This is a genomic window from Actinomadura luteofluorescens (genome assembly GCF_013409365.1).
GTDB classification, from domain to species: Bacteria; Actinomycetota; Actinomycetes; order Streptosporangiales; family Streptosporangiaceae; genus Spirillospora; species Spirillospora luteofluorescens.
Map to the genome: position 1 here is coordinate 2837801 of NZ_JACCBA010000001.1, position 21124 is coordinate 2858924.

Here is a 21124-nt window from a genome sequence, read left to right on the forward strand (position 1 = left end):
TCCTTGGCCTCAGTTGAAGATGCGCAGGTCGGAGATGGTGCCGCTGGCGACCAGCGCGACGTACAGGTCCGCTGCCACCAGCGAGCCCAGGGTGATCAGGGCGTACATCCCGTGGCGCTGGTTGATCTTGGACACCCAGCCCCACATCCGGTAGCGGAAGGGGTGCTTGGAGAAGTTCTTCAGCCGGCCGCCCACGATGTGCCGGCACGAGTGGCACGACAGCGTGTACAGCCACAGCAGGACCACGTTCGCGACCAGGATGACCGTGCCGAGCCCGATGCCGAACCCGCCGTCCTTGCCGTGGAAGGCGCGGACCGCGTCCCAGGTGTTGATGAGGGAGATGGCGAAGGCGGCGAGCCAGAAGTACCGGTGCAGGTTCTGGCCGATCAGGGGGAAGCGGCGCTCACCGGTGTACTTGCCGTGCGGCTCGCGGACGGCGCACGCGGACGGCGACGCCCAGAACGAGCGGTAGTACGCCTTGCGGTAGTAGTAGCACGTCAGCCGGAACAGCAGCAGGAACGGCAGCGAGATCGCCGCGAAGGGGATCCAGCCGCGGGTGGCCGCCGGGAGGAAGGTGCCGAACTCCGCCGCGTCGCCCGTGTGGCCGTCCACCGTGACGTTGTTGCAGATCTCGTTCAGGCACGGGGAGTAGAACGGCGTCAGGTAGTGGTACTGCGGCACGTAGAAGGCCGAGCCCCAGAAGGCGCGGACGGTCGCGTACACCACCCATGCCGTGAAGATCACGAAGGTCGTGACCGGATACAGGCGCCAGTTGTCCTTGCGGAGGGTGCGTTCCTTGATCTGGGCGCGCGACTTGGCCGGCGCCTCCACAGTGGTCATCGATCGCTCTCCTGAGCTCGGGTCGTCGTGTCCCCGTACCACGGTCCGCGCGCACCATGCGGCCGTCCGCGCCCTGGCCGGCGGCGGGGCGCCCCCGGCCGGGCCGCGCGCGGCGGCCGGAGACCGTGCCGCATGCGGGCGGTGACGCCTCGTGTGCGCTTCCAGTGGAGCGACCCTACGCCACCCGCCAGGAGCTGTGACATACATAACAGGCACACCCGCATGTGACCCTGACCACAGACTTTAGCCCGCTCAAAGCCCTTTCGCGGCCCCCGGAAGCCATAACCAGTCGTTATGATCAAATTGAATCGAGACGAGACCGCTACGGCATGACCGCGCGGTCGCCTCGTCCGTCCTCCGCCGCGGGCTCCTTCAGCACGGTCCGGGCGAAGTGCGCCTCGGCCTCGCTCGTACGGCCGGCCCCGTAGACCCGCAGCACCTCGGCGAGGTCGGGGAAGCGGCCGGCGATCAGCCCGGCGGCCGCCTCGATCTCGGCAGCGGACGCCACCTCGCGCAGCAGGGCCTGGACGAGCCGCGCCGGCTCGGCCGCGGCGCGCCCGCCCGCGCGCTCCGCCGCGCCCTCGCGGCCCGCCGGCGCGGGGCCGGCGGGAACGCGCCCGGAGACCGCGCCGCGCATCCCCGACGTGGTGGCCGCCGAGTCCGCCTTGATCTCCTCCAGGCGCGCCTGGATCCCGGCGGGGCTCAGCGCGTCGAAGCCGGGCCCGGCGACGAGGTCCTCGACGGCCATCAGCCGGTGCAGGACGGCCGGATTGCTGATCTTGGCGCGCTGGCCCGACATCAGCTGGGAGAGCATCGGCGCCGACAGCCCGAGCACGCCGGCGAGCCCCGACTGCGACATCCCGAGGCGGTCGAGCAGCGGCCGGACGCGCTCGCCGAGCGGCTCGCCGTACCACTCGGTCTGCAGCGCGCGGTTCCGGACGATCGTGTCCTCGGCGACGCTCACCTCTCCGCCCCCCTTGACGATTTACAGATGCAAACGCTAGATTCACGACCGCACACGGAACTGCGGCGCACGACGTCATGGTGCCACGGAAAACAGCATTTGCATATGTGACAGATCGAAAGGGAACGACGATGGGCCTGGCACATCGCCTGACCGCCGCCACCGCGACGGCTCTGCTCCTCACCGGCGGCCTGGCCGGCTGCGACCTGCCGGGGACGGGCGGGTCCGCGTCCTCGTCCTCGCCCTCGTCCCCGTCGGGCGGCAGGAAGGCCGAGGGTTCCCTCGGCAAGGCGAGCTTCGACGACGTCTCCAAGCCGTTGGTGAAGGGCACCTTCGACAGCCCGATGGCCCAGGGCGCCAAGATCGACATCGCCCTCATGGGCCTCAAGGCCAAGGGACAGCTCGCCACCCTCACCGCCCAGCTCACCCCGCACGTCCCCGTCGGGGACACGGTCCGCCTCAACGCCTACCGCCTCAACGGGGAGCACGGCCTCGGCACCTCGCTGATCGACGCGGTCAACCTCAAGCGGTACGTCGTGGTGAAGGACTCCGCCGGCAAGGAGCTCCAGACCGACGAGATCTTCACGCACATGACCAACGGGCAGACCACCCCCTTCTACTTCACGTTCGCCGCCCCGCCCGAGAACGTGAAGACCGTCGACGTGCAGATCGGCACGTGGCCCACGTTCCGCGACGTCCCGGTCCAGCGGTGAGCCGCGTGCGCCGCCCGGCCGTCCTCGCGAGCGCCCTGGCCCTCGTGCTCGCCGTCCCGGCCGTCGCCGGGGCCGACCCCGGAGTGCCGGAACCGAACCGGTCCCAGAGTGTCCTGTCCATCGACGCCGGCACCTCCGTGCACGGCATCGACCTGCGGGAGGCGGTCATCCCCCTGGAGGAGGAAGAAGGCGACGGGGGGCAGGTCACCGTCCGCATCTCGGCGGACGTCCTGTTCGACTTCGGCAAGGCGACGCTCACCGCCACCGCCCGCCGCCGCATCGCCGAGCTGGCTCCCCGCCTCCGCGGCGCCCGGGGCGCCGTCCAGGTGGCGGGGCACTCCGACTCCATCGGGGACCCCGCCTACAACCTCTCGCTGTCCGAGCAGCGCGCCGAAGCGGTCAAGGCCGAGCTCGCGAACGCCCTGACCGGGACGAGCACGCGGATCGAGGCCAAGGGCTACGGCGAGACCAAGCCCGTCGCCCCCAACGAGCAGGGCGGCAAGGACGACCCCGCCGGCCGCGCAAAGAACCGCCGAGTCGAGATCACCTACGAAAAGAGCTGACGATGGTCCGGAGGGACGACATCGGGCGGCGGGCGCCGCGAGCACTCGCCGTCACCCTGGCGGCGGGTCTGTGCCTGGCCGCGTGCGGAGGCGACGGGCGACCCGAGCGAGCCGGAGGCGGGCACGACCGGACGGGCGGCGCCCCGGCGACGCCCGCCGCGACGCCCACTCCGGAGCCGTCGAGCTGCCCCGGCGGCGGCCGGCTGATCGCAGCGGTCGAGATCCCGGCCGTGCACGGCGACCCGGTGCGGATCCCCGAGGCCGTGATCGGCGGCCAGAGGATCCCGGCCGTCACGATCCCGGGCGTGGACATCCCCGCCCAGCGGGTCCCGGCCCAGTGCGTCGAGCACAGGCCCGCCCCGGGCGGCTGCCTCGGGGCGGTCAGCATCCCCGGGACCTCGATCCCGGCCGTGACGATCCCGGCCGTGCGGATCCCCGGGGTCAAGGCCCGCGGGATCGACGCACCGGCGGTCGAGCAGGCGGCCGTGTCGAGCAAGTCGGTCAGCCAGCCCGCCGTCTCCAGCGCGGAGGTCTGCCAGAGCAAGCCGTCGAAGAAGGGCGAGTACGTCAGCTCCGTGTACCGGTCCGGGGTCTACCGCAGCGGGCTGTACCGCAGTTCGGCCTACCGCAGCGGCCTGTACCGTCCGCGTACCTGCAACGACCAGGGGGAATGCCTGCCTTCGGTGTCCGTGCCCAGCGTCACGGCCCCGGGCGTCAACATCCCCGGCGTCAGCGTCCCCGGGGTGTCCCTCAAGTCCTACGTTGCCGGGCCCGGGCAGGTCATCAAGGGCGACGACAGCATCGCCTACAACATCGAGGCGGACGTCCTCTTCGACTTCGGCGAGGCCGAGATCAAGCCCGCCGCGGCGGCCGAGCTGGGCAAGATCGCCAAGTCGCTGGGCGAGGAGGTCCCGGACCGCGCGACCGTCCAGGTCGACGGCCACACCGACGCCAAGGGCGACACGGCGTCCAACCAGGCCCTCTCCCTGCGCCGCGCGCAGGCCATCGTCGACTGGCTGGCCTCCGAGGGCGGCATCGCCCGGTCCCGCCTCAAGGCCACCGGCTACGGCGAGACCAAGCCGGCCTCTCCCAACACCAAGCCGGACGGTTCCGACGACCCCGAGGGCCGCGCCAAGAACCGCCGCGTGGTCATCTCGGCCGCCCGGTAGCGCCCGCACGCCGCCCAGCGTCCGAACCGTCACCTTCGACGCGGGCCCCTTCGGGCAGATCCCCGACGTCCCCGTGCGGTGAACGTCCCGCTCACGCGGGTGCGGGCGGCGGGCCCAGGTGGTCGAAGATCTGCAGGGGCTCGCCGTCCAGCGTGCGGACGGGGAAGCGCAGCTCCAGCCGGCACGCGGCCAGCGCCCGGCGCCCCGCGTCGGCGTGGGCGGGACGCTGCCCCGGGTCGGCCGCGCACAGATGGGCGACCACCGCCCACAGCAGGGGCGGCACACCGGGGGGCGCCGCGCCGATCCGCTGGCGCGGCTCGGGGTCCCCGGCGCCGGTCAGCATCCGCCAGGCGACCATGCCGGCGGCGTACAGGTCCTGGCGCGGGCCGGGCCGGTCCCAGTCGAGCACCTCGGGGGCGAGGTATCCCGGCGTCCCCACGGTGAAGCCGGTGGTGGTGAAGCGCTGGTCGGCCTCCCCCAGCGCGATCCCGAAGTCGGCGAGCCGCACGTGCGGCGCCCCGACCGGACTCGGCTCCAGCAGCAGGTTGGCGGGCTTGACGTCCCGGTGGACGACCCCGGCGCCGTGGATGTGGCTCAGCGCGGCCAGCAACTGGTCGAGGACCTCGGCCGCGTACTCGGGCGGAAGCCTGCCGTAGTCACCGAGGAGCGTCTCCAGCGAGCCCCCGCGCACGAGGTCCATGGCGAGGAGGACGTCGTCGTCCGCCATGCACGAGGCGTAGGGGGTCAGCACATGGGGGTGCGCCATGCGCAGCGCCCGTTCCCGGACGACCCGCAGCATCGACGTCGGTCCCGGCTGCCGGACGAGCTTGGCCGCGCAGTACCGTCCCGCCGCGTGGTCGTAGGCGCGCCACACGCGGCTGGTCCCTCCCGCTCCGATCCGGTCGAGCATGGTGAACCGCCCGCCGATCACCCACCCCGAGTTCACGGCACCGATCGTACGGAAGACCACACGCCCCGGGACGCCAGATTTACGCACGCCTGTCAACAGAACGGCCGTTCTGCGCATCTAACACAGGGAGGTACGGGCTTCCCTGCCCGGTGGCCTCCTTAGACTGACGGATCACGCAGACCACGTGCCCTCCCCAGGGCCCGCCCCGAGACGGGACCGATGAGCGACAAAGACCCGCGCCGCGACGACCTCGCGGGGGACGAGGCCGCCCGCCGACCACCGGCGGCTCCGGAGACGCCAGGCGACGCCGTCCCCGGCTCCCCGGAGGACGGAAAGAGCGAGGACACCGAAGAACCGACCGGCGGGACGGAGTCGGCCGCGTCCGGCGACGAGGCGGATGAATCCGCGCCCTCCGATACCGCGGCCCCGGCCCGGCGGGCCGGCCGGCGGCGGAAGGGGCTGCGGTGGGTCGCGATCGGCGCGGCCGCGCTGCTGCTCGTCGCGGGCGGCGGCGCGGCGTGGCTCTACCACGACCTCGTAGGCGGGATCGAGCAGAAGCACGTCAGCGACAAGCTCGGCGTGAACCGGCCGAAGAAGCTGAACAAGTCGCTCAACATCCTCCTGATCGGGTCCGACACCAGGGAGGGCGAGAACTCGGAGTACGCGGTGCCGGGGATGGCCGGGGCACGGTCGGACACCACGATCCTGCTGCATCTCTCGCCGAACCGGGACCAGGCGGTCGGGATCAGCTTTCCGCGCGACTCGATGGTGAAGATGCCGTCGTGCAAGAAGGAGAAGGGCGGCACCGTCCCGGCGCAGTTCGGAATGCTGAACGCGGCGTTCGCGTATGCGGGGCCGACGTGCACGTGGAAGACGCTGGAGTCGCTCACCGGCATCCACATCGACCATTTCGTGCAGGTGGACTTCGCCGGGTTCAAGCGGATGGTGGACGCTCTGGGCGGCGTCGAGATCTGCGTCGACAAGCCCGTGAGGGACCCGAGGGCCGAGCTGTACCTGAAGGCCGGGAAGCAGACCGTGAAGGGCGATGACGCGCTCGGCTACGTGCGTGCGCGCTACTCGCTCGGTGACGGCTCCGACCTGGAACGCATCGAGCGGCAGCAGAAGTTCATGGCCGCGGTCGTCGACAAGGCCACCAGCGGGTCCGTCCTCAAGGATCCGGCGAAGACGTACAAGTTCCTCAAGGCCGCGACCAAGTCGATGACGACCGACGACGACCTGGATCTGGCGGGGATGCGGAAGCTCGCGGACGGGTTGAAGGGGATGAGCGCGGGCCAGGTGCGGTTCGTCACCGTCCCCGTGGAGGGGTACGCGCCGGACCCGAACCGCGTCCAGTGGAACGAGGAACTCGCGAAGCCGCTGTTCGAGGCGGTCCGGCACGACGACGACCTGCCCGCGGAGCCGGCCAAGCCCGCCCGGCCGGCTCCGGCGCCGCCCTCGCCCGGCAAGGTGCACGTCACCGTGGTCGACGCGGGCGCCAAGGACAAGCAGGTCGAACGGGTCGTGAACCAACTCCGGCGGCGCGGGTTCGCGGTGGCGAAGAAGGTCGAGAAGGCCGCCGCGGCACCGGAGAGCCGCCTGGTCTACGCGCCGGCGGCCGAGGCGCAGGCGTCGGCGCTCGCGCGGGACGTCCCGGACGCTCTGCTCACCTCCGAGACCACCGGACCGCCGGACGGCGTCCGGCTCGTCATCGGAGCCAAGGGGCTGCGGCTCGCGCCGCCCGCCATCAACAGGATCGGCGGGGGCGTCAAGGCCGGCCGCAAGCTCTGCGGCTGAGCCTCAGCCCACGGCGGACAGGATCGCCGCGAGCGCCCCGGCGAGCATGTAGGGCCCGTACGGGAACTCGCCCTTGCGCGACCGGCGGACGATCAGGATGCCCAGGGCCACGAGGCCGCCGAGCAGGTAGGTCGCCAGGAGGCCGATCAGCCACGCGTCCTGCCCGAACCAGCCGAGATAGAGGCCGAGCACGCCGGACAGCTTGACGTCCCCCATCCCGATCCCGGACGGGACGAGCAGCGCCTGCGCGAAGTACACCGCGAACAGCGCCGCCATCCCGATGAGCGCGTGCTCGAAGCGCCGCAGGCCGTCCTCGGTGAACGGCGCGGCCGCGGCGAGGAGCGCCGCCGCGACGCCATAGGAGGGGAGCGTGAACCGGTCGGGCAGCCGCTTGACCCCGACGTCGATGAAGCCGAGCAGGGTGCCCGCGGCGGCGAGGTACAGCAGCGCGGGCAGGACGGGCTCGTACCCGGCCCGCCAGCCGAGCAGGCCGAACAGGGCCGCCGTGACCAGGCCCATCACGATCCGGCGCCGGCGCGGGACCTCGCCCACGTACGGCGCCGCCAACGGCGCCGCGAGCACACCGATCACGAGCCCGACGGGCACCAACACGAACGCGACCATCGCCCCTCGTCCCGATCCGGACTCCGCACCGCCCCCGGCACTTTAACCCCCCGGACGAGGCGCCCACCCCCGCCTCCGGAAGGCCGGGCGGCGGTCAGCGGCGGTAGTAGCGGCGGTCGTAACGGCGGTCGTAACGAGGGTGATAGCGGTCGTCGTAGTCGTCATCACCGTTGATCAGAAGCCAGACGAAATAGAACAGCAGCAGCCCGGCGAGCACGCTGCCGATGTCGATCGCGCCGCCGCCGGTGAACTTCTTGTGCGTCGCGACGGCCGTGCAGACATGGCGCTTGCACTTGGCGTCCTTGTGCTCGTCCCGCCATTCTTCGGGCGGTGACTCCACGCGGACGTGCGGCTTGTCGTCGATCAGTACGGCCGTCTGCCGGACACCGTCCTCCACCGCGGTGGCGCCGGGCTCGAAGTACTTTCCCGCATGGATCTTGGGTCGGTCCTCGTAGATCGCGTTGACGGCCTTCGCCTGCAGCCAGGAACGGTTGGCCACGCAAATGATCAGCACGATGCCCATCATCACGAGAAGCACGATGCGGGCTATCAGCCCGATACAGCCCAGCCCTGGACTCCGACGGTAGAACACACTGAGGACCCGTCCGGAGACGGGCCGAAGGCGCAACCGCACCTGATCGGCGCCCCCACGGGGAGTTGCCGTCCGCGCTCGCGGCCGGACGGTAGACCCCGCGAGTGGCCTTCCCGGCTCTCGCCACGCAACCAAGACCGAAGGAGTACTTGCATGACCCTCAACGGAATCATCGGCCACCGTCCGCAGCCGTTCCTCGAGTTCGAGATGGGCGTTGCCGCGCCCGCCTTCGCGGGGGACGAGCGGTGCACGTACGGGGTTCCCACGGCCGCGACGGTCGAGGCCGCCGTGCAGGGCATCTACGCCACGCTGTCCTCGCGGAAGCGGAACACCGTGCTGGCCCTCGCGACGGACCTGATCGCCGTCACCAAGGGGCGCTGGCAGCCGGAGCCGGGGGTGTTGCGGCACCACGAGGCCGCCTACACCCTGACCCTGGGCTGGTTCCAGGACGGAGGCTTCTGCTACCCCTTCATCACCGTGACCAGCCGGGCCCCCGAGATGCCCGCGCTGCCCGAGGCGGGTTCGATCAGGAACTGGCTCGGGCGGCTGGTCTCGCACACCGTCCGGTGCGGCGCCGTCGGCAACGGCAGCAGCGGCAAGACCTTCTGGGCCGTCGTGGACTTCCAGGAGATCTGATCCCGACCTGAACGACGCCCGGTATCCAGTGATCCGGGTGATGCAGTGGCCGGCCGCCATCCCCTCACGGGGTGGCGGCCGGTTCTTCTTCTGGGGTGAACCGCACATTTCGCGCCCGATGCGAAGAAGCCGGCTACCGATTCGGACGAGCTCCGAACGGTGCGTCATGCGGGCCCTCACGGCCCGTCATTTTGTTCATTTTTGTTGAGATTGTTCACATTTAACGCAAATGAAAGAGGCACCGATATGTCCAGCCCGGACAACAAGGTCGAAGTGACGGGCGGCGTCATCCAGCCCGAGACCGCCGACACCTACGACCTCGTCGTGGACGACGACCTCCAGGTGCAGATGAAGCCCGCCAAGAAGAAGTGACCGCTGCGGCCTCGAAGGCCGCGGAGATCTGATCGGCAGCCGCTCTCGTCCCGGACTTCCGGGGCGAGAGCGGTTCTTTCTTTTCGCGCGGCGGCGGCCCGGGTCAGTCGCGGAGACGGACGCGGCAGGCCAGGTGCAGGGCGAAGAGGGTGTCGGGGTCGGTCAGGTCGGCGCCGAGCCTCTCGACGATCTTCCTGATCCGGTAGTTGACCGCGTTGGGGTGCAGGGCCAGCCGGGACGCGGCGGCCTTCAGCGAGCCGCGCGCGTCGAGATAGGCGCACAGCGTCGCGATCGCCTCGGCCGAGCGCCCCGGCCCGAGCGCGTCGAGGGGCCGCAGCAGGTCGTCCACCACCCGGCGGCTGAGCGGCGAGGCGGCGATCTGGGCGAGCACCCGGTTGATGCCCGCGGCGTCGAAGGCGTGGACGAGTTCGCCGGAGCGGACGGCGATGGCCGCCGCGGCGCGGGCCTCCGTGGCCGACTGGCGCAGGCCCTCCACCCCCCGCTGCGGCGTCCCGATCCCGAAGCGCAGCACCGTGCCGGGATGCTCCTCGGCCACGGCCGCGCGCACGGCCTCGATCAGCCGCAGGGCGCGCGGCGGGCGGATCTCGGCCCGGGCGGTGCCGACCAGCACGATGTCGGCGGCGAGGCGGGCGAGGTTCCACGACTCGCCGGACGGCAGTTGGGCCTGGTGGGTGCGCAGGGTGAGGGTGTCGAACAGCCGCCGCCGTTCCGCGAGCTCGGCGGGGTCCGGGCCGGGCGGCCGGTCGGGGGTCATCCAGACCACGGTGTGCAGGTCGTCGACGGCCAGGCCGAGCAACCGGGCCCGGTCGGCCAGCGCCCCCGCCTGGGCGCGCTCGCTGACGATCAGCTCGGTGAGGATGTCGGACCGGGTCTGGCCGGGCGCGGTCGCCCGCTCCAGCGCGTGCTGCCGCAGCCGGCCGATCGCGGCGGCCACCGCCGGGAGCACCAGCCGTACGGCGTCGTCGGGCGGACCCGTCACGCCGCCCTGGCGGCGGCCCCCCACCCAGATCGGCTCGACGCCGGCCGGTCCCGCCGCATCGGTCGTCGTCAGGGTGCGGCCGAGCACGGCCCCGACCCGTTCCAGCAGCAGGGCGGAGCGGTCCCCGCCCCCGTCGTCGCCGGACGGGTCGCCCATTTCGCGGACGATCCGCAGCGCGGCCTGCGCGCGGGCGAGCGAGTCGGCGGCGTCGCCCCGGATGACCTGGCCGAGGTAGAGCACCACTTCTGCGACGTCGCAGTCCTCCTCGGCCGCGAGCACGGCCAGGCGGGCCCGCTCGGCCAGGCGGGCCGCGGTGATCGGCAGCGTTCCGCAGCCGATGAGCACCAGCGCGGGCACGCCGCGCTCGGCGGCGGTCCGGACGGCGATGTCGAGCTCGTATCCGGCGGCCCGCGCGGCCGACCGGCCCGTCACGACGACCAGCGCCCCCTCCGGGGCCCGCTGGAGCCGCGCCAGGGCCTCGACCGCGGTCACGGAGGTGAGCGGCACGGCGTCGGCCGGGCCGGCGAGCAGGGTGAGCGGGATCCGGGAACCGGCCCCGACCAGGTCCGAGACGAAGGACACGCCCGCATTGTGCCATCGGCACAAACGTTCGCGAAACCTTGTGCCCCCCACCCTTCCGCCAGGTCAGACGGTGGGACCATTCTTCCAGCATGCAGATGACACCTTCGAGGACCGGTCACGTGACGCTCGACGACGTTCCGGCGCTCGCCCGCGGCTGCGCGATCCTGGGAACCGGGGGCGGCGGGGACGTCGAGACGGGCACGCTGACCGCGGTCCGGGCGATCGACGAGTACGGCGAGGTGCCGCTCATCCCGCTGTCGGAGGTGCCCGACGACAGCCTCGTGCTTCCGCTGTCGGGGATCGGAGCGCCCACCGTCGCCCACGAGATGCTGATGAGCGGCGAGGAGCCGCTGCTCATCCGGGACGAGGTCGAGCGGATCCTCGGCCGTCCCGTGGCCGCGGTGATGGCCTGCGAGATCGGCGGCTCCAACGGCGTCGGGCCGGTCGGCTGGGCGGCGCGGCTCGGCCTGCCGCTGGTCGACGCCGACGGCATGGGACGGGCCTTCCCCGAGGTCCAGATGGTCTCGATGTACGTGGCGGGACGGCCGGTGAACCTCGTCGTCCTGGCCGACGTGCAGGGCAACGTCACCACGGTCCGCCCGATCGACGGCCTGTGGTCGGAGCGCATCTCCCGCGCGGTGTGCATCGCCAGCGGGGCGTCGGCGCTGATGGCCGACTACGTGCTGACCGGCGCGCAGGCGCGGGGCGCGGTCATCGAGGGGACGGTGAGCAAGGCCCTCGCGATCGGCCACGCCGTGCAGGAGGGCGCCGACCCGCTCGGCTCCCTGTGCGCGACGCTGGACGCCAGCGTCCTGATCACCGGGAAGGTCATCGACGTCGAGCGGCGGACCGGCGGCGGGTTCGTCCGCGGCAGCCTGGTCATCGACGGCACCGGCGACGACCGCGGCCGGCTGCTCCGGGTGGAGATCCAGAACGAGAACCTGATTGCGCTGGAGGACGGCCGGGCGCGCGCCTGCGTCCCCGACCTGATCACGGTGGTGGACGCGCAGACCGCCGGCGCCATCTCCACCGAGTCGCTGCGCTACGGACAGCGGGTGGCGGTGCTGTCCTGGCCCTGCGACCCGATCTGGCGGACCGAGCGCGGTCTCGCCACGGCCGGCCCGCGGGCCTTCGGCTACGACATCGACTACACGCCCGTGGAGGAGCTCAACCATGGCTGACCGTACGTCCGGCGGCACCGTCGCCCGGGACCTGCGCATCGGCGTCGACGTCGGCGGCACCAACACCGACGCGGTCGTCCTCAGCGCCAAGGGCGAGGTCCTGGCCAGGACGAAGCAGGCGACCAGCGCCGACGTCTCCTCGGGCCTGCACACGGCGCTGACCGCGGTGCTGGACCAGCTCGGCGACGACGTCCGGCGGGTGGGCCGCGTGATGCTCGGCACCACGCACGCCACCAACGCGATCCTGGAGCGGCGGGGGCTCGGGAAGGTCGCCGCGATCCGGCTCGGCGGCCCGGCCACCACCTCGGTCCCCCCGGCGCAGTCCTGGCCGGCGGACCTGTCTGCGGCGATCACGGCGCGCACCGCCGTGCTCCCCGGCGGCCACTACGTCGACGGCCGCCCGATCTCCAAGCTCGACCCGGGCGCGCTGCGCGCCGTGCTCGCCGACGTCGCGGGCGAGGCCGACGCGATCGCGCTGACCGGCGTGTTCAGCCCCGCCTTCGCCGACCAGGAGCTGGAGGCCGCGGAGATCGCCCGGGAGGAGCTCGGCGACGCGGTGCCCATCTCGATGAGCCACGAGATCGGCACGCTCGGGCTGCTGGAGCGCGAGAACGCCACGATCCTCAACGCCTCCCTCTACCGGGTCATCAGCGCGGTCTGGGACGGGCTGCAGCACACGCTCGCCGAGCGGGGCCTGGACGTCACCACCTACTTCGCGCAGAACGACGGCACCCTGATGGCGATCGACTACGCCGTCCGGTATCCGGTGCTGACGATCGGCTCCGGGCCGGCCAACTCCATCCGGGGCGCGGCGTTCCTGTCCGGCCTCACCGACGCGATCATCGCGGACGTGGGCGGCACCTCGACCGACTTCGGCGTGCTGTACGCGGGCTTCCCCCGGGAGTCCTCGGCGGGCGTCGAGATCGGCGGGGTGCGGACCAACTTCCGGATGCCCGACATCCTCGCGCTCGCGCTCGGCGGCGGCACCGTCATCGGGCCGGACGGGGCGGTCGGGCCGCAGTCGGTCGGGTACCGGATCACCGAGAAGGCGCTGACCTTCGGCGGCGACACCCCCACCATGACCGACGCGGGCGCGCTGGCCGGCCGCGGCGCGCCGACCGGCACGCCGGTCCCGGAGCGGCTGCACGGCGTGCTCGGCTCGGCGGTGCGGACGGCCGACCAGATGCTGGCCGACGCGGTCGACCGGATGACCCTCGGCAAGACCGACCAGCCGCTGATCGCGGTGGGCGGCGGGGCGTTCCTGATCCCCGACGCCCTGGACGGCGTCGCCGAGGTCATCCGTCCCGCCCACGGGGACGTCGCCAACGCCGTCGGCGCGGCGATCGCCATGGTCAGCGGCACCATTGAGACCATCATCCCGGCAGGCGAGGGCCGCAGGGAGGCCATCGCCGAGGCGTCCGGGGTCGCCGGGCGCCGGGCCGTGCAGGCCGGAGCCGATCCGGCCGGAGTGGAGGTCGTGGAGATCACCGAAGTACCGATGAGTTATCTGCCCGAACCCGCGCTGCGGCTGCGGGTCAAGGCCGCCGGCCCGCTCGGCAACCTCTAGTCCGGCCCCCACTCCCCCGTCCGGTCCCCCTGCAAGGAGAACCCGTCATGTCCTGGCGCATAAGATCACTGGCGCTCGCGGCGGCGGTCGCCGTGACCGTCACCGGCTGCTCGGGCGGAGCCGTCCGCAAGGCGGCCTCGACGTCCAGCACGTTCGTCTACTCGTTCAACCTCAACGTCGTCACCGACTGGGACCCTGCGACCTCGTACTCCAACGAGATCATCGCGATGCAGAACGTCTACGAGTCGCTGACCCGGTACGACACCAAGTCGAAGAAGGTCGAGCCGCGGCTCGCGACCAAGTGGGCCTCCTCCGACGGCGGCAAGAAGTGGACGTTCACCCTGCGGGACGGCGTGAAGTTCCACACCGGGACCGCGCTCACCTCCAGCGCCGCCAAGGCCGCGATCGAGCGGACGATGAAGATGAAGGGCGGCGCCGCCTACATCTGGGACCCGGTGAAGTCGATCGAGACGCCGGACCCGCAGACGCTGGTCTTCGAGCTGAAGTACGCGGCGCCGCTCGACCTGGTCTCCTCCTCCGGCTACGCCTCCTACATCTACGACACGAAGGCGCCCGGCGGCGGCGACCTGAAGGACTACGTCGCGAAGGGCCACGACACCGGCACCGGCCCGTACACCGTCGCCTCCTGGAACAAGGGGCAGGAGGCCGAGGTCCGGCTGAGCCAGGTCAAGGACTACTGGGACGGCTGGAAGGGCTCGCACTACACCAGCGTCGAGTTCCGCAACACCCCGCAGGTCACCACCGCGTGGCAGCAGCTGCAGGCCGGTGACGTCACCTACGTGCACAGGCTCAACCCTCAGCTGTTCGCTCAGGCGAAGGGGATGAAGGACCTCAAGACCGACTCGGTGCCGTCGTTCCAGAACCTCATGGCGTTCTTCAACACCGAGGCCGGTCCGCTGAAGGACGTCAAGCTCCGCAAGGCGGTCCAGGCGGCGATCGACTACAACGGCCTCGTGTCGACGCTGAAGGGTTCGGGAACCGCCGCCAGCGGTGTCGTCCCGACCGGGCTGACCGGCGCGACCCCGGGCCTGGCCGGGCGCCAGGACACCGCGCAGGCGACGCGGCTGCTGAACGAGGCCGGGTACGGGCCCGGCAAGAAGTCGCTGACGCTCGACCTCACCTACGCCCAGGGCGACGACGACCAGCAGAAGTTCGTGACGCTGCTCAGCTCCGCGCTCAAGAGCCTGAACGTGAAGCTCCAGGCCAAGCCGATGCAGTGGGACGCCCAGTGGGACCGCGCCAAGAGCAAGGACGCGTCCAAGCGCCAGGACGTCTTCGTCATGTACTGGTACCCGGACTACCCGGACGCCTACAGCTGGTTCCTGAACCTGTTCCGCTCGGCCGACCCGGTGAACTTCAACCTCACCTACCTCGACGACTCCGCGGTCGACGGTGAGATCGACAAGCTGCCGGAGCTGACCGCCACGAACCGGTCCGCGGCGGAGGCGTCGTACGCGTCGCTGCAGCGCAAGCTCCTGGTCGACCAGGCGGTCGCCGCGCCGCTGTTCGTCCAGCAGTACCAGCGGGCGTACTCGGCGGACGTCGACGGCTACACCGACGACCCGGCCTACCCCAACGTCGTGTTCGCGCACGAGCTCACCCCGGCCGCGTGACATGACCCGCTACCTGCTCCGACGCCTGGCACAGGCCGCGTTCGTCGTGGCCGGTGTCGTGGTGCTCACCTTCGTGGTGATGCGGCTGGTCCCCGGGGACCCGGCGGTGACCTACGCCGGGCCCCGGGCCTCCGCCGCCGAGCTCGCCCGGACCCGCGCGGAACTCGGCCTGGACGACACGCTGCCCGTCCAGCTCTGGGACTACCTCTCCTCGCTGGTCCAGGGCGACTGGGGAATCAGCCTGCACACCCGCCAGGACGTGCTGGGCGACATCTCCACCGCCTTCCCGGCCTCGCTGGAGCTGGTCGGCACCGGCGTGATCATCGCGGTGCTGGTGGGCATCCCGCTCGGGGTGCTCGCCGCCCGGTTCCGGGGCCGGCCGGCCGACGGATCCATCCGGATCACCTCGATGGCGGGCGTGTCGGTGCCGGTCTTCCTGCTGGCGCTCTTCGCGCAGAACGTGTTCGCCACCAAGCTGGGCTGGCTCCCCGTCGCCGGCGAGTACGACCCCTCGCTGGACGGCACCAGCCCGCTGCACCTGTACACCAACATCACGGCGGTGGACGCGCTGATCACCGGGAACTGGCCGATCCTCGGCAGCACCCTGGCGCACCTGGCGCTGCCCGCCGCCGCGATCGCGGCCTACCCGACCGGCGTCGTCGCCCAGATGACCCGCGCCGCGCTCATCGAGGAGTCGACGCAGAACCACGCGCGGCTGGAACGGGCGCTCGGCTTCACCCGATGGCAGGTGCTGACCCGGTTCTCGCTGCGGCCCGCGCTCAGCCCGGTGCTCGCGCTCCTGGCGCTCGTCTTCGCCTTCTCCCTCGTGAACGCCTTCCTGGTCGAGGCCATCTTCAACTGGCCGGGGCTCGGCCGGTACGCCGCCGACTCGATCCGCTCCTCCGACGCCCCCGCCATCGCGGGCGTCACCATCGCGATCGCGTTCACCTACGTCGTCGTCAACCTGCTGGTGGACCTCGCGCAGGCCGCCATCGACCCGCGGGTGAGGATCAGATGACCGCTCTCGACGCCCCCGCCGCGCCGCTCCGGGAACGGCCCGTGCACCGGGTCATGCGGGCGGCCCGCACCGACCGGCTGGCCGCCGTCGGCGCCGTGGTCCTCGCCCTGATCGTGATCGCGGCCCTCGCGGCCCCGCTGCTGGCGCCCTACCCGGGCGACGGGACCGACGCGACCCACCCCGCCGAGGCGCTGCGGGCGCCGGGCGCCGAGCACTGGTTCGGGACGGACGGGGTCGGCCGCGACCTGCTCACCCGGGTGCTCTACGGGGCGCGCACCTCGCTGACGATCGCCGTCTCGGTGCTCGCGCTGTCGGCCGTCATCGGCGTGCTGCTCGGCGTCGTCGCCGGCTACGCGGGCGGCATCGTCCGGGACGTGATCATGCGGATCACCGACGTGTTCCTGGCCTTCCCGGCGCTGCTGCTGTCGGTGGCGCTGGCGCTCGTGCTGCACCCGGGGACGCAGGGGGCGATCATCGCCATCACCGCCTCCTGGTGGCCCTGGTACGCGCGGATGAGCGCGGTCGCCGCGACGTCCATCAGATCGCGCGGCTTCATCGACGCGGCCCGCTGCCTCGGCGGATCCCGGACGCGGATCGTGCTGCGGCACGTCCTGCCCAACTCGCTGACCCCGGTGCTGGTCCAGCTGTCCCTGGACGCGGGCGGGGTCATCCTCACCACCGCGGCGCTGTCGTTCCTCGGCCTCGGCCCGCAGGAGCCCACCGCGGAATGGGGGCTGATGGTCCAGCAGGGGCAGAGCCTGTTCACGACGAACTGGTGGGTGGTCGCCTTCCCCGGCCTGGCCATCGTGGTCACGGCGTTCTGCTTCAACGTGCTCGGCGAGGGCCTGCGGTCCGCCCTCGACCCCCGGCGGGAGGTCACCCGATGAAAGCGGTGCTCACTGCGGAGAACCTGCGGGTGCGGGCCGGCGACCTGCTGCTGGCCTCGCTCGACGAGCTGAGCGTCGGTCCCGGCGAGTGCGCCGCGATCGTCGGCGAGAGCGGGTCGGGGAAGACCACCGCCCTGAACGCGATGCTCGGGCTGACCGACGGGCTCCAGGTCAGCGGACGAATCGTCGTCAACGGCACGGACGTCGTGACGGCGGACGAGCGGACGCTGGCGAAGATGCGCGGCTCGGTCATCGCCCTGGTCAGCCAGAGCCCGCAGGCGTCCCTCAACCCGACGATGCGGCTCGGAACCCTGCTCAAGCGGGTGCTCGCCCGGCACGGCCTGCGCGGCGCCGAGGCCCGCGAGCGGACCGAGGAGGCGCTGCGCAGCGTCCTGCTCGACCCGGGGCTGCTGCGCCGCTACCCGCACCAGGTCTCCGGCGGCCAGGCGCAGCGCTTCGCCATCGCGATGGCCGTCGCCCTGCGCGCCGACGTCATCCTCGCCGACGAGCCCACCAGCGCGCTGGACGTCACCGTGCAGGCAGCGGTCCTGAACCTGCTGGCCCGGTTGCGCGACGAGCACGGCATCGCCCTGGTCTTCGTCTCGCACGACCTGGCCGTGGTGTCCGGCATCGCCGACCACGTCGTCGTCATGCGGCAGGGCAGCGTCGTCGAGGCGGGGCCGGCCTCCGACGTCCTGCACAGCCCCTCCGCCGCCTACACCCGGGAACTGCTCGACGCGGTCCCCGCGATCGGGGAGTGACCATGCTCAGCGCGGACAACCTGACCGTCGCCTACGACCGCACCCCGGTGGTGCGCGGTGTCTCCCTCACGGTGCCGGAGAACTCCGGTGTCGCCGTCATCGGGGAGAGCGGATCGGGCAAGACGACCATCGCGCGGGCGCTGCTCGGGCTGGTCAAGCCCCGGCAGGGCCGGGTGCTGTTCCGCGACCGCGACATCGCCCGGCTCGACCGGCCGGGGCGGGCGCTGTACCGCTCGCAGGTCCAGCCGGTGTTCCAGGACGGCAGCGAGGCCCTCGACCCCCGGATGCGCGTCGGCGCCTCGATCTCCGAGGCGCTGCGGGTCCGGCGGCGCCGCTCCGGCGGCGAGCCCGCGGGGAAGGACGGGGACCTCCCGTCGGTGACGGAGCTGCTCACCGACGTCGGCCTCGATCCTTCCCTCGCCGGGCGCCGCCCGCACCAGCTGTCCGGCGGGCAGCGGCAGCGCGTGGTCATCGCGCGGGCGCTGGCGGTCGACCCGCGGCTGCTCGTCCTGGACGAGCCGACCAGCGCCCTGGACGTCACCGTGCAGGCCCACGTGCTGGACCTGCTGGCGGGCCTGCGGGACGAGCACGGGCTGAGCTACCTGCTGATCACCCACAACCTGGCGATCGTCGACCGGCTCTGCGACACCGTGCACGTCCTGTTCGCCGGGCGGATCGTGGAGTCCGGTCCGATCGGGACCGTGCTCGGCGCCCCGGCCCACCCCTACACCGCCGCGCTGCGCGACGCCGTCCCCCGGCTGGGCACGGCGAAACGGACCGCGGGCGCCTCGGACGCGCTGGCCGCCGCCGAAGGCTGCCCCTTCCGGCACCGCTGCCCCATCGCGGTCGACCGGTGCGCGACCGAGGACCCGCGGCTGCTGCCGCTCACCGGCGAGCACAGCGTCGCCTGTCACGTGGCCGTTTCGGCCGAGGAAGGCGGCGCCGTTTCAGCAGGGGAGGGCGAAGCGGCCTCGGCCGAGACCGACGGAACGCGGTCCGGCGCCGAGCTGTGAAAGAAGGGACGGCGGGAGGACTGGTCCTCCCGCCGTCAGATGGATGCGTGGCGCTGGCCGGCGCCATGCCGTGGTCGCTTCCACGGTTCGGGGGCGCGGGTTGGCCGGCCCGGCCCCGAATCGTGGTCGGTGATGCGCAGAACCGTCAGGCGGACGATGCGGCCGCCGCCGCGGCCGTCACGTGGACGACACGTCCGGCGACTTCAGCAGAGCGAGGCGAACCTCCTCCTCGGCCGTCCTGACCGCGGCCTCGGCCGCGTCCTGCTGGGCCTCGGCGGTCTCCGCCTGGGCCGCGAGCCTGCCCGCCTCGGCCCGGATCTTCGACGCCGAGCCCGCCGCCTTCTTCGCGTCGGCGCGAGCCTTCGCGAGCCGGGCCTCGGCGACCTTGCGTTCGGCCAGGGCGACGGCCTTCTCGCAGTCCCCGTACTCCTGGGTCAGCCGTTCGAGCGTCTCCAGGACCGCGGCGCGCTCGTCCAGAGCGTGCTTCAGGACGGCCTCGGGCGTGGCCGACGACAGCTCGATGAGCGGCGCGTGGCTCCGGTCCCTGAGGCTGAAGCTCATCTGGGCGACCGCGGCCGCGGCCACCGTGATGACGGCGACCCCGGCCCACTGGATCGGCATGAGCCGCGTGTCCAGGAAGGCCAGCCCGACGAGCGTGGCGATCAGCGGGCTCGCGGTGAGGAACACCGCATACACCGAGTCGCCCGCGAGCTCCCTCGCCGGCATCTGGATGATGCGGGTCAGGGTGTTGTTCAGCAACCCGACCAGCATCGCCCACATGACGACCTGCCAGCTCAGGAAGGTGAAGCCCCCGGTGAGCATGACGATGCCCCCGGCGACCAGGCCGACGGACAGCGTCGACCAGGCGATCACCTTCTCGGTGTGGAACCGGCCCGCGCCCTGGATGAGGCGGTCGGTGACGGGCAGGTACAGGGTCCTCAGGACCCCGGCGCCGAGGGCGCAGATCACGCCGATCAGGTAGCCGTCTCCCGCGGCCGGCCCGTCCCGCTGGACGAGCAGGACCACGCCGAGCGCGGCACCCGCCGCGAAGAGCGTGAGGAGGGCGGCTCGCCCCCTGCTCCCGCTCCTGAACCCCGCGATGACGGGGATGAGAAGCGGGACGGCGTAGTACATTCCCCCGGCGACGCTGAAGGGGATGAACGACAGGGCCGCGAACAGCAGCGCCTTGTCGGTTCCGATCACCCCGAACGTCATCAGGGACAGGATCCGCCGTGAGCGTGCCGGCATCTCGGCGGCCGGCCTGTCGTCTCCGCCCTTCCCCGTGAGTTTCCAGAGGAAGATGCGGAGCAGGAGAAAGAGGCCGCCGAAGGTGGCCTCCAGCGCCGTCGCCTGGTGCACCTGCAGACCGTTCGCGCCGATCAGCCGGGCGTCCAGGAGGGCCTTGCCGGACGCGGAGCTGAGCCGGTCCGCGCCTCCGAGCGCCACCCCCAGCCAGGGGTACCGCCTGTTTTCAGACTTCTTGTTTGTCATTTCCGGAACTCCTCGTGCGAGGTGCGCACAAAGGGAACCGGTCGTGACCCGGCTCCCTTTGCCGCACCGATGAATGGGTGCGACTCCGTGGAGCCGGGTCGTTCTCAACGATCTTCGTGCATGCCGGCTCGGCTGCGAAGACCTGCAGGTTGCCGCCAGATGAACAGGCTCTTACGAAACACTCGTGACGCCATTTCCGGCACTACGTTGCAATAGCGCAAGCCCTTCCTGGAAAGCGGCGGCGTCGTGAACCGCCGGCAAGGGCGCGCAGAAACGGCGGGAGACCGTCCGGAAGAACTCCCCGGAGGCTCCCGCCGTTTTCGTCGAGCGCTGGGCGGACGGTCGCGGGCCGGGCAACGCGGCCCAGGCGCACAGGTCGCCGGCGAACCCGTCCGAAAAAGAAGAACGGCCGGTCTGGCAAGACCGGCCGTTCAGAGGTGACGGTCGTCCGGGGTTTCCCCCGGACGACCATCGAGAAGCGAAGGGGAGTGGCGCTCCCTTCCGCTCGGTGCTCAGGTCGGAGGCGGCCAGCCTCCGACCCTCACATGAGGTCCGTGCCACGCTCGGCTCGGACACATACGGGTTCGTCGGAATCGACGGAGGGTTCGGCCAACCCCCCTTCTCATCCGACTACACCGCAGTGCCCGCCTAGACAGGAGCCACAGTTTCGTCCGTGTGAAGTGGAGGCGGCCGTTCCTCACCTCACACCGGACTAGCCGCGACGCCTGCCTGGGCCGACACGCGGTCTCACCGATGCGAAGAGAGTGGCCGAACTCCCTCCGCAATCGGCTTGACCGGCATCTGCCGAGGGCC

20 protein-coding genes are annotated in these 21124 nt (G+C 71.9%); 13 read left to right on the forward strand and 7 right to left on the reverse strand.

The annotated features are described in order from the left end of the window. Nucleotides 1-9 precede the first annotated feature (9 nt). Nucleotides 10-840 carry a succinate dehydrogenase subunit SdhC gene (gene sdhC, locus BJY14_RS13135; RefSeq protein WP_179843873.1) on the reverse strand — a complete coding sequence of 277 codons (831 nt, stop codon included), beginning with the start codon at nucleotides 838-840 and terminating at the stop codon, nucleotides 10-12. Nucleotides 841-1162: 322 nt separating this feature from the next. Beyond that, nucleotides 1163-1804, reverse strand: a complete 642-nt coding sequence (locus tag BJY14_RS13140) for a helix-turn-helix domain-containing protein (protein ID WP_179843874.1) — start codon at nucleotides 1802-1804, stop codon at nucleotides 1163-1165. A 131-nt stretch (nucleotides 1805-1935) separates the two neighbouring features. On the opposite strand from BJY14_RS13140, the gene BJY14_RS13145 reads away from it, so the two are divergent. Genes BJY14_RS13145 through BJY14_RS13155 form a run of 3 tightly spaced genes read left to right on the forward strand, consistent with a single transcriptional unit; the run spans nucleotide 1936 to nucleotide 4249 of the window. Beyond that, nucleotides 1936-2517 (forward strand): hypothetical protein, encoded by a 582-nt coding sequence (locus tag BJY14_RS13145; RefSeq protein ID WP_179843875.1) that lies wholly within the window; start codon nucleotides 1936-1938, stop codon nucleotides 2515-2517. Next, entirely contained in the window at nucleotides 2514-3080 is a 567-nt protein-coding gene (locus tag BJY14_RS13150) for an OmpA family protein (protein WP_179843876.1), read from the forward strand. The genes BJY14_RS13145 and BJY14_RS13150 overlap by 4 nt, the downstream gene beginning before the upstream one ends. Before the next feature lie 2 nt (nucleotides 3081-3082). Next, nucleotides 3083-4249 (forward strand): OmpA family protein, encoded by a 1167-nt coding sequence (locus BJY14_RS13155; protein WP_179843877.1) that lies wholly within the window; start codon nucleotides 3083-3085, stop codon nucleotides 4247-4249. Nucleotides 4250-4340: 91 nt separating this feature from the next. Here the strand turns inward: BJY14_RS13155 and BJY14_RS13160 are convergent, their stop codons facing one another. Beyond that, nucleotides 4341-5195, reverse strand: coding sequence for a serine/threonine-protein kinase (locus BJY14_RS13160; RefSeq protein WP_179843878.1), 855 nt, complete (start codon nucleotides 5193-5195; stop codon nucleotides 4341-4343). 183 nt (nucleotides 5196-5378) lie between these two features. On the opposite strand from BJY14_RS13160, the gene BJY14_RS13165 reads away from it, so the two are divergent. After that, nucleotides 5379-6953, forward strand: coding sequence for an LCP family protein (locus tag BJY14_RS13165; protein WP_179843879.1), 1575 nt, complete (start codon nucleotides 5379-5381; stop codon nucleotides 6951-6953). A 3-nt stretch (nucleotides 6954-6956) separates the two neighbouring features. Here the strand turns inward: BJY14_RS13165 and BJY14_RS13170 are convergent, their stop codons facing one another. Then, the gene (locus BJY14_RS13170) at nucleotides 6957-7577 is read right to left on the reverse strand and encodes a prepilin peptidase (protein ID WP_179843880.1); all 621 of its coding nucleotides are present in this window, start codon (nucleotides 7575-7577) and stop codon (nucleotides 6957-6959) included. A gap of 94 nt (nucleotides 7578-7671) precedes the next feature. Further along, the gene (locus tag BJY14_RS13175) at nucleotides 7672-8106 is read right to left on the reverse strand and encodes a hypothetical protein (RefSeq protein WP_179843881.1); all 435 of its coding nucleotides are present in this window, start codon (nucleotides 8104-8106) and stop codon (nucleotides 7672-7674) included. 216 nt (nucleotides 8107-8322) lie between these two features. On the opposite strand from BJY14_RS13175, the gene BJY14_RS13180 reads away from it, so the two are divergent. Next, complete coding sequence (locus tag BJY14_RS13180; RefSeq protein ID WP_179843882.1) at nucleotides 8323-8805, forward strand: hypothetical protein; 483 nt, start codon at nucleotides 8323-8325, stop codon at nucleotides 8803-8805. A 246-nt stretch (nucleotides 8806-9051) separates the two neighbouring features. Continuing rightward, entirely contained in the window at nucleotides 9052-9177 is a 126-nt protein-coding gene (locus BJY14_RS46475) for a hypothetical protein (protein WP_281382081.1), read from the forward strand. Nucleotides 9178-9280: 103 nt separating this feature from the next. Here the strand turns inward: BJY14_RS46475 and BJY14_RS13185 are convergent, their stop codons facing one another. Continuing rightward, a complete protein-coding gene (locus BJY14_RS13185; protein WP_179843883.1) occupies nucleotides 9281-10759 on the reverse strand; it encodes a PucR family transcriptional regulator in 1479 nt (492 codons plus the stop codon). A gap of 119 nt (nucleotides 10760-10878) precedes the next feature. On the opposite strand from BJY14_RS13185, the gene BJY14_RS13190 reads away from it, so the two are divergent. The 7 genes from BJY14_RS13190 to BJY14_RS13220 are packed head-to-tail and all read left to right on the forward strand — an operon-like array spanning nucleotide 10879 to nucleotide 18820. After that, nucleotides 10879-11940, forward strand: coding sequence for an S-methyl thiohydantoin desulfurase domain-containing protein (locus BJY14_RS13190; RefSeq protein ID WP_312879188.1), 1062 nt, complete (start codon nucleotides 10879-10881; stop codon nucleotides 11938-11940). After that, complete coding sequence (locus BJY14_RS13195; RefSeq protein WP_179843884.1) at nucleotides 11933-13507, forward strand: hydantoinase/oxoprolinase N-terminal domain-containing protein; 1575 nt, start codon at nucleotides 11933-11935, stop codon at nucleotides 13505-13507. The genes BJY14_RS13190 and BJY14_RS13195 overlap by 8 nt, the downstream gene beginning before the upstream one ends. Nucleotides 13508-13554: 47 nt before the next feature. Further along, the gene (locus BJY14_RS13200) at nucleotides 13555-15141 is read left to right on the forward strand and encodes an ABC transporter substrate-binding protein (RefSeq protein WP_179843885.1); all 1587 of its coding nucleotides are present in this window, start codon (nucleotides 13555-13557) and stop codon (nucleotides 15139-15141) included. A 1-nt stretch (nucleotide 15142) separates the two neighbouring features. Beyond that, on the forward strand, nucleotides 15143-16159 hold the full coding sequence (locus BJY14_RS13205) for an ABC transporter permease (RefSeq protein WP_179843886.1): 1017 nt from the start codon (nucleotides 15143-15145) through the stop codon (nucleotides 16157-16159). Next, nucleotides 16156-17046 carry an ABC transporter permease gene (locus BJY14_RS13210; RefSeq protein WP_246395893.1) on the forward strand — a complete coding sequence of 297 codons (891 nt, stop codon included), beginning with the start codon at nucleotides 16156-16158 and terminating at the stop codon, nucleotides 17044-17046. Before BJY14_RS13205 ends, BJY14_RS13210 begins: the two co-directional genes overlap by 4 nt. After that, a complete protein-coding gene (locus BJY14_RS13215; RefSeq protein ID WP_179843887.1) occupies nucleotides 17043-17807 on the forward strand; it encodes an ABC transporter ATP-binding protein in 765 nt (254 codons plus the stop codon). The genes BJY14_RS13210 and BJY14_RS13215 overlap by 4 nt, the downstream gene beginning before the upstream one ends. 2 nt (nucleotides 17808-17809) lie before the next feature. Continuing rightward, a complete protein-coding gene (locus BJY14_RS13220; protein ID WP_218905338.1) occupies nucleotides 17810-18820 on the forward strand; it encodes an ABC transporter ATP-binding protein in 1011 nt (336 codons plus the stop codon). A 177-nt stretch (nucleotides 18821-18997) separates the two neighbouring features. Here the strand turns inward: BJY14_RS13220 and BJY14_RS13225 are convergent, their stop codons facing one another. Beyond that, a complete protein-coding gene (locus BJY14_RS13225) occupies nucleotides 18998-20311 on the reverse strand; it encodes a DMT family transporter (RefSeq protein WP_179843889.1) in 1314 nt (437 codons plus the stop codon). Between the last annotated feature and the right edge of the window lie 813 nt (nucleotides 20312-21124).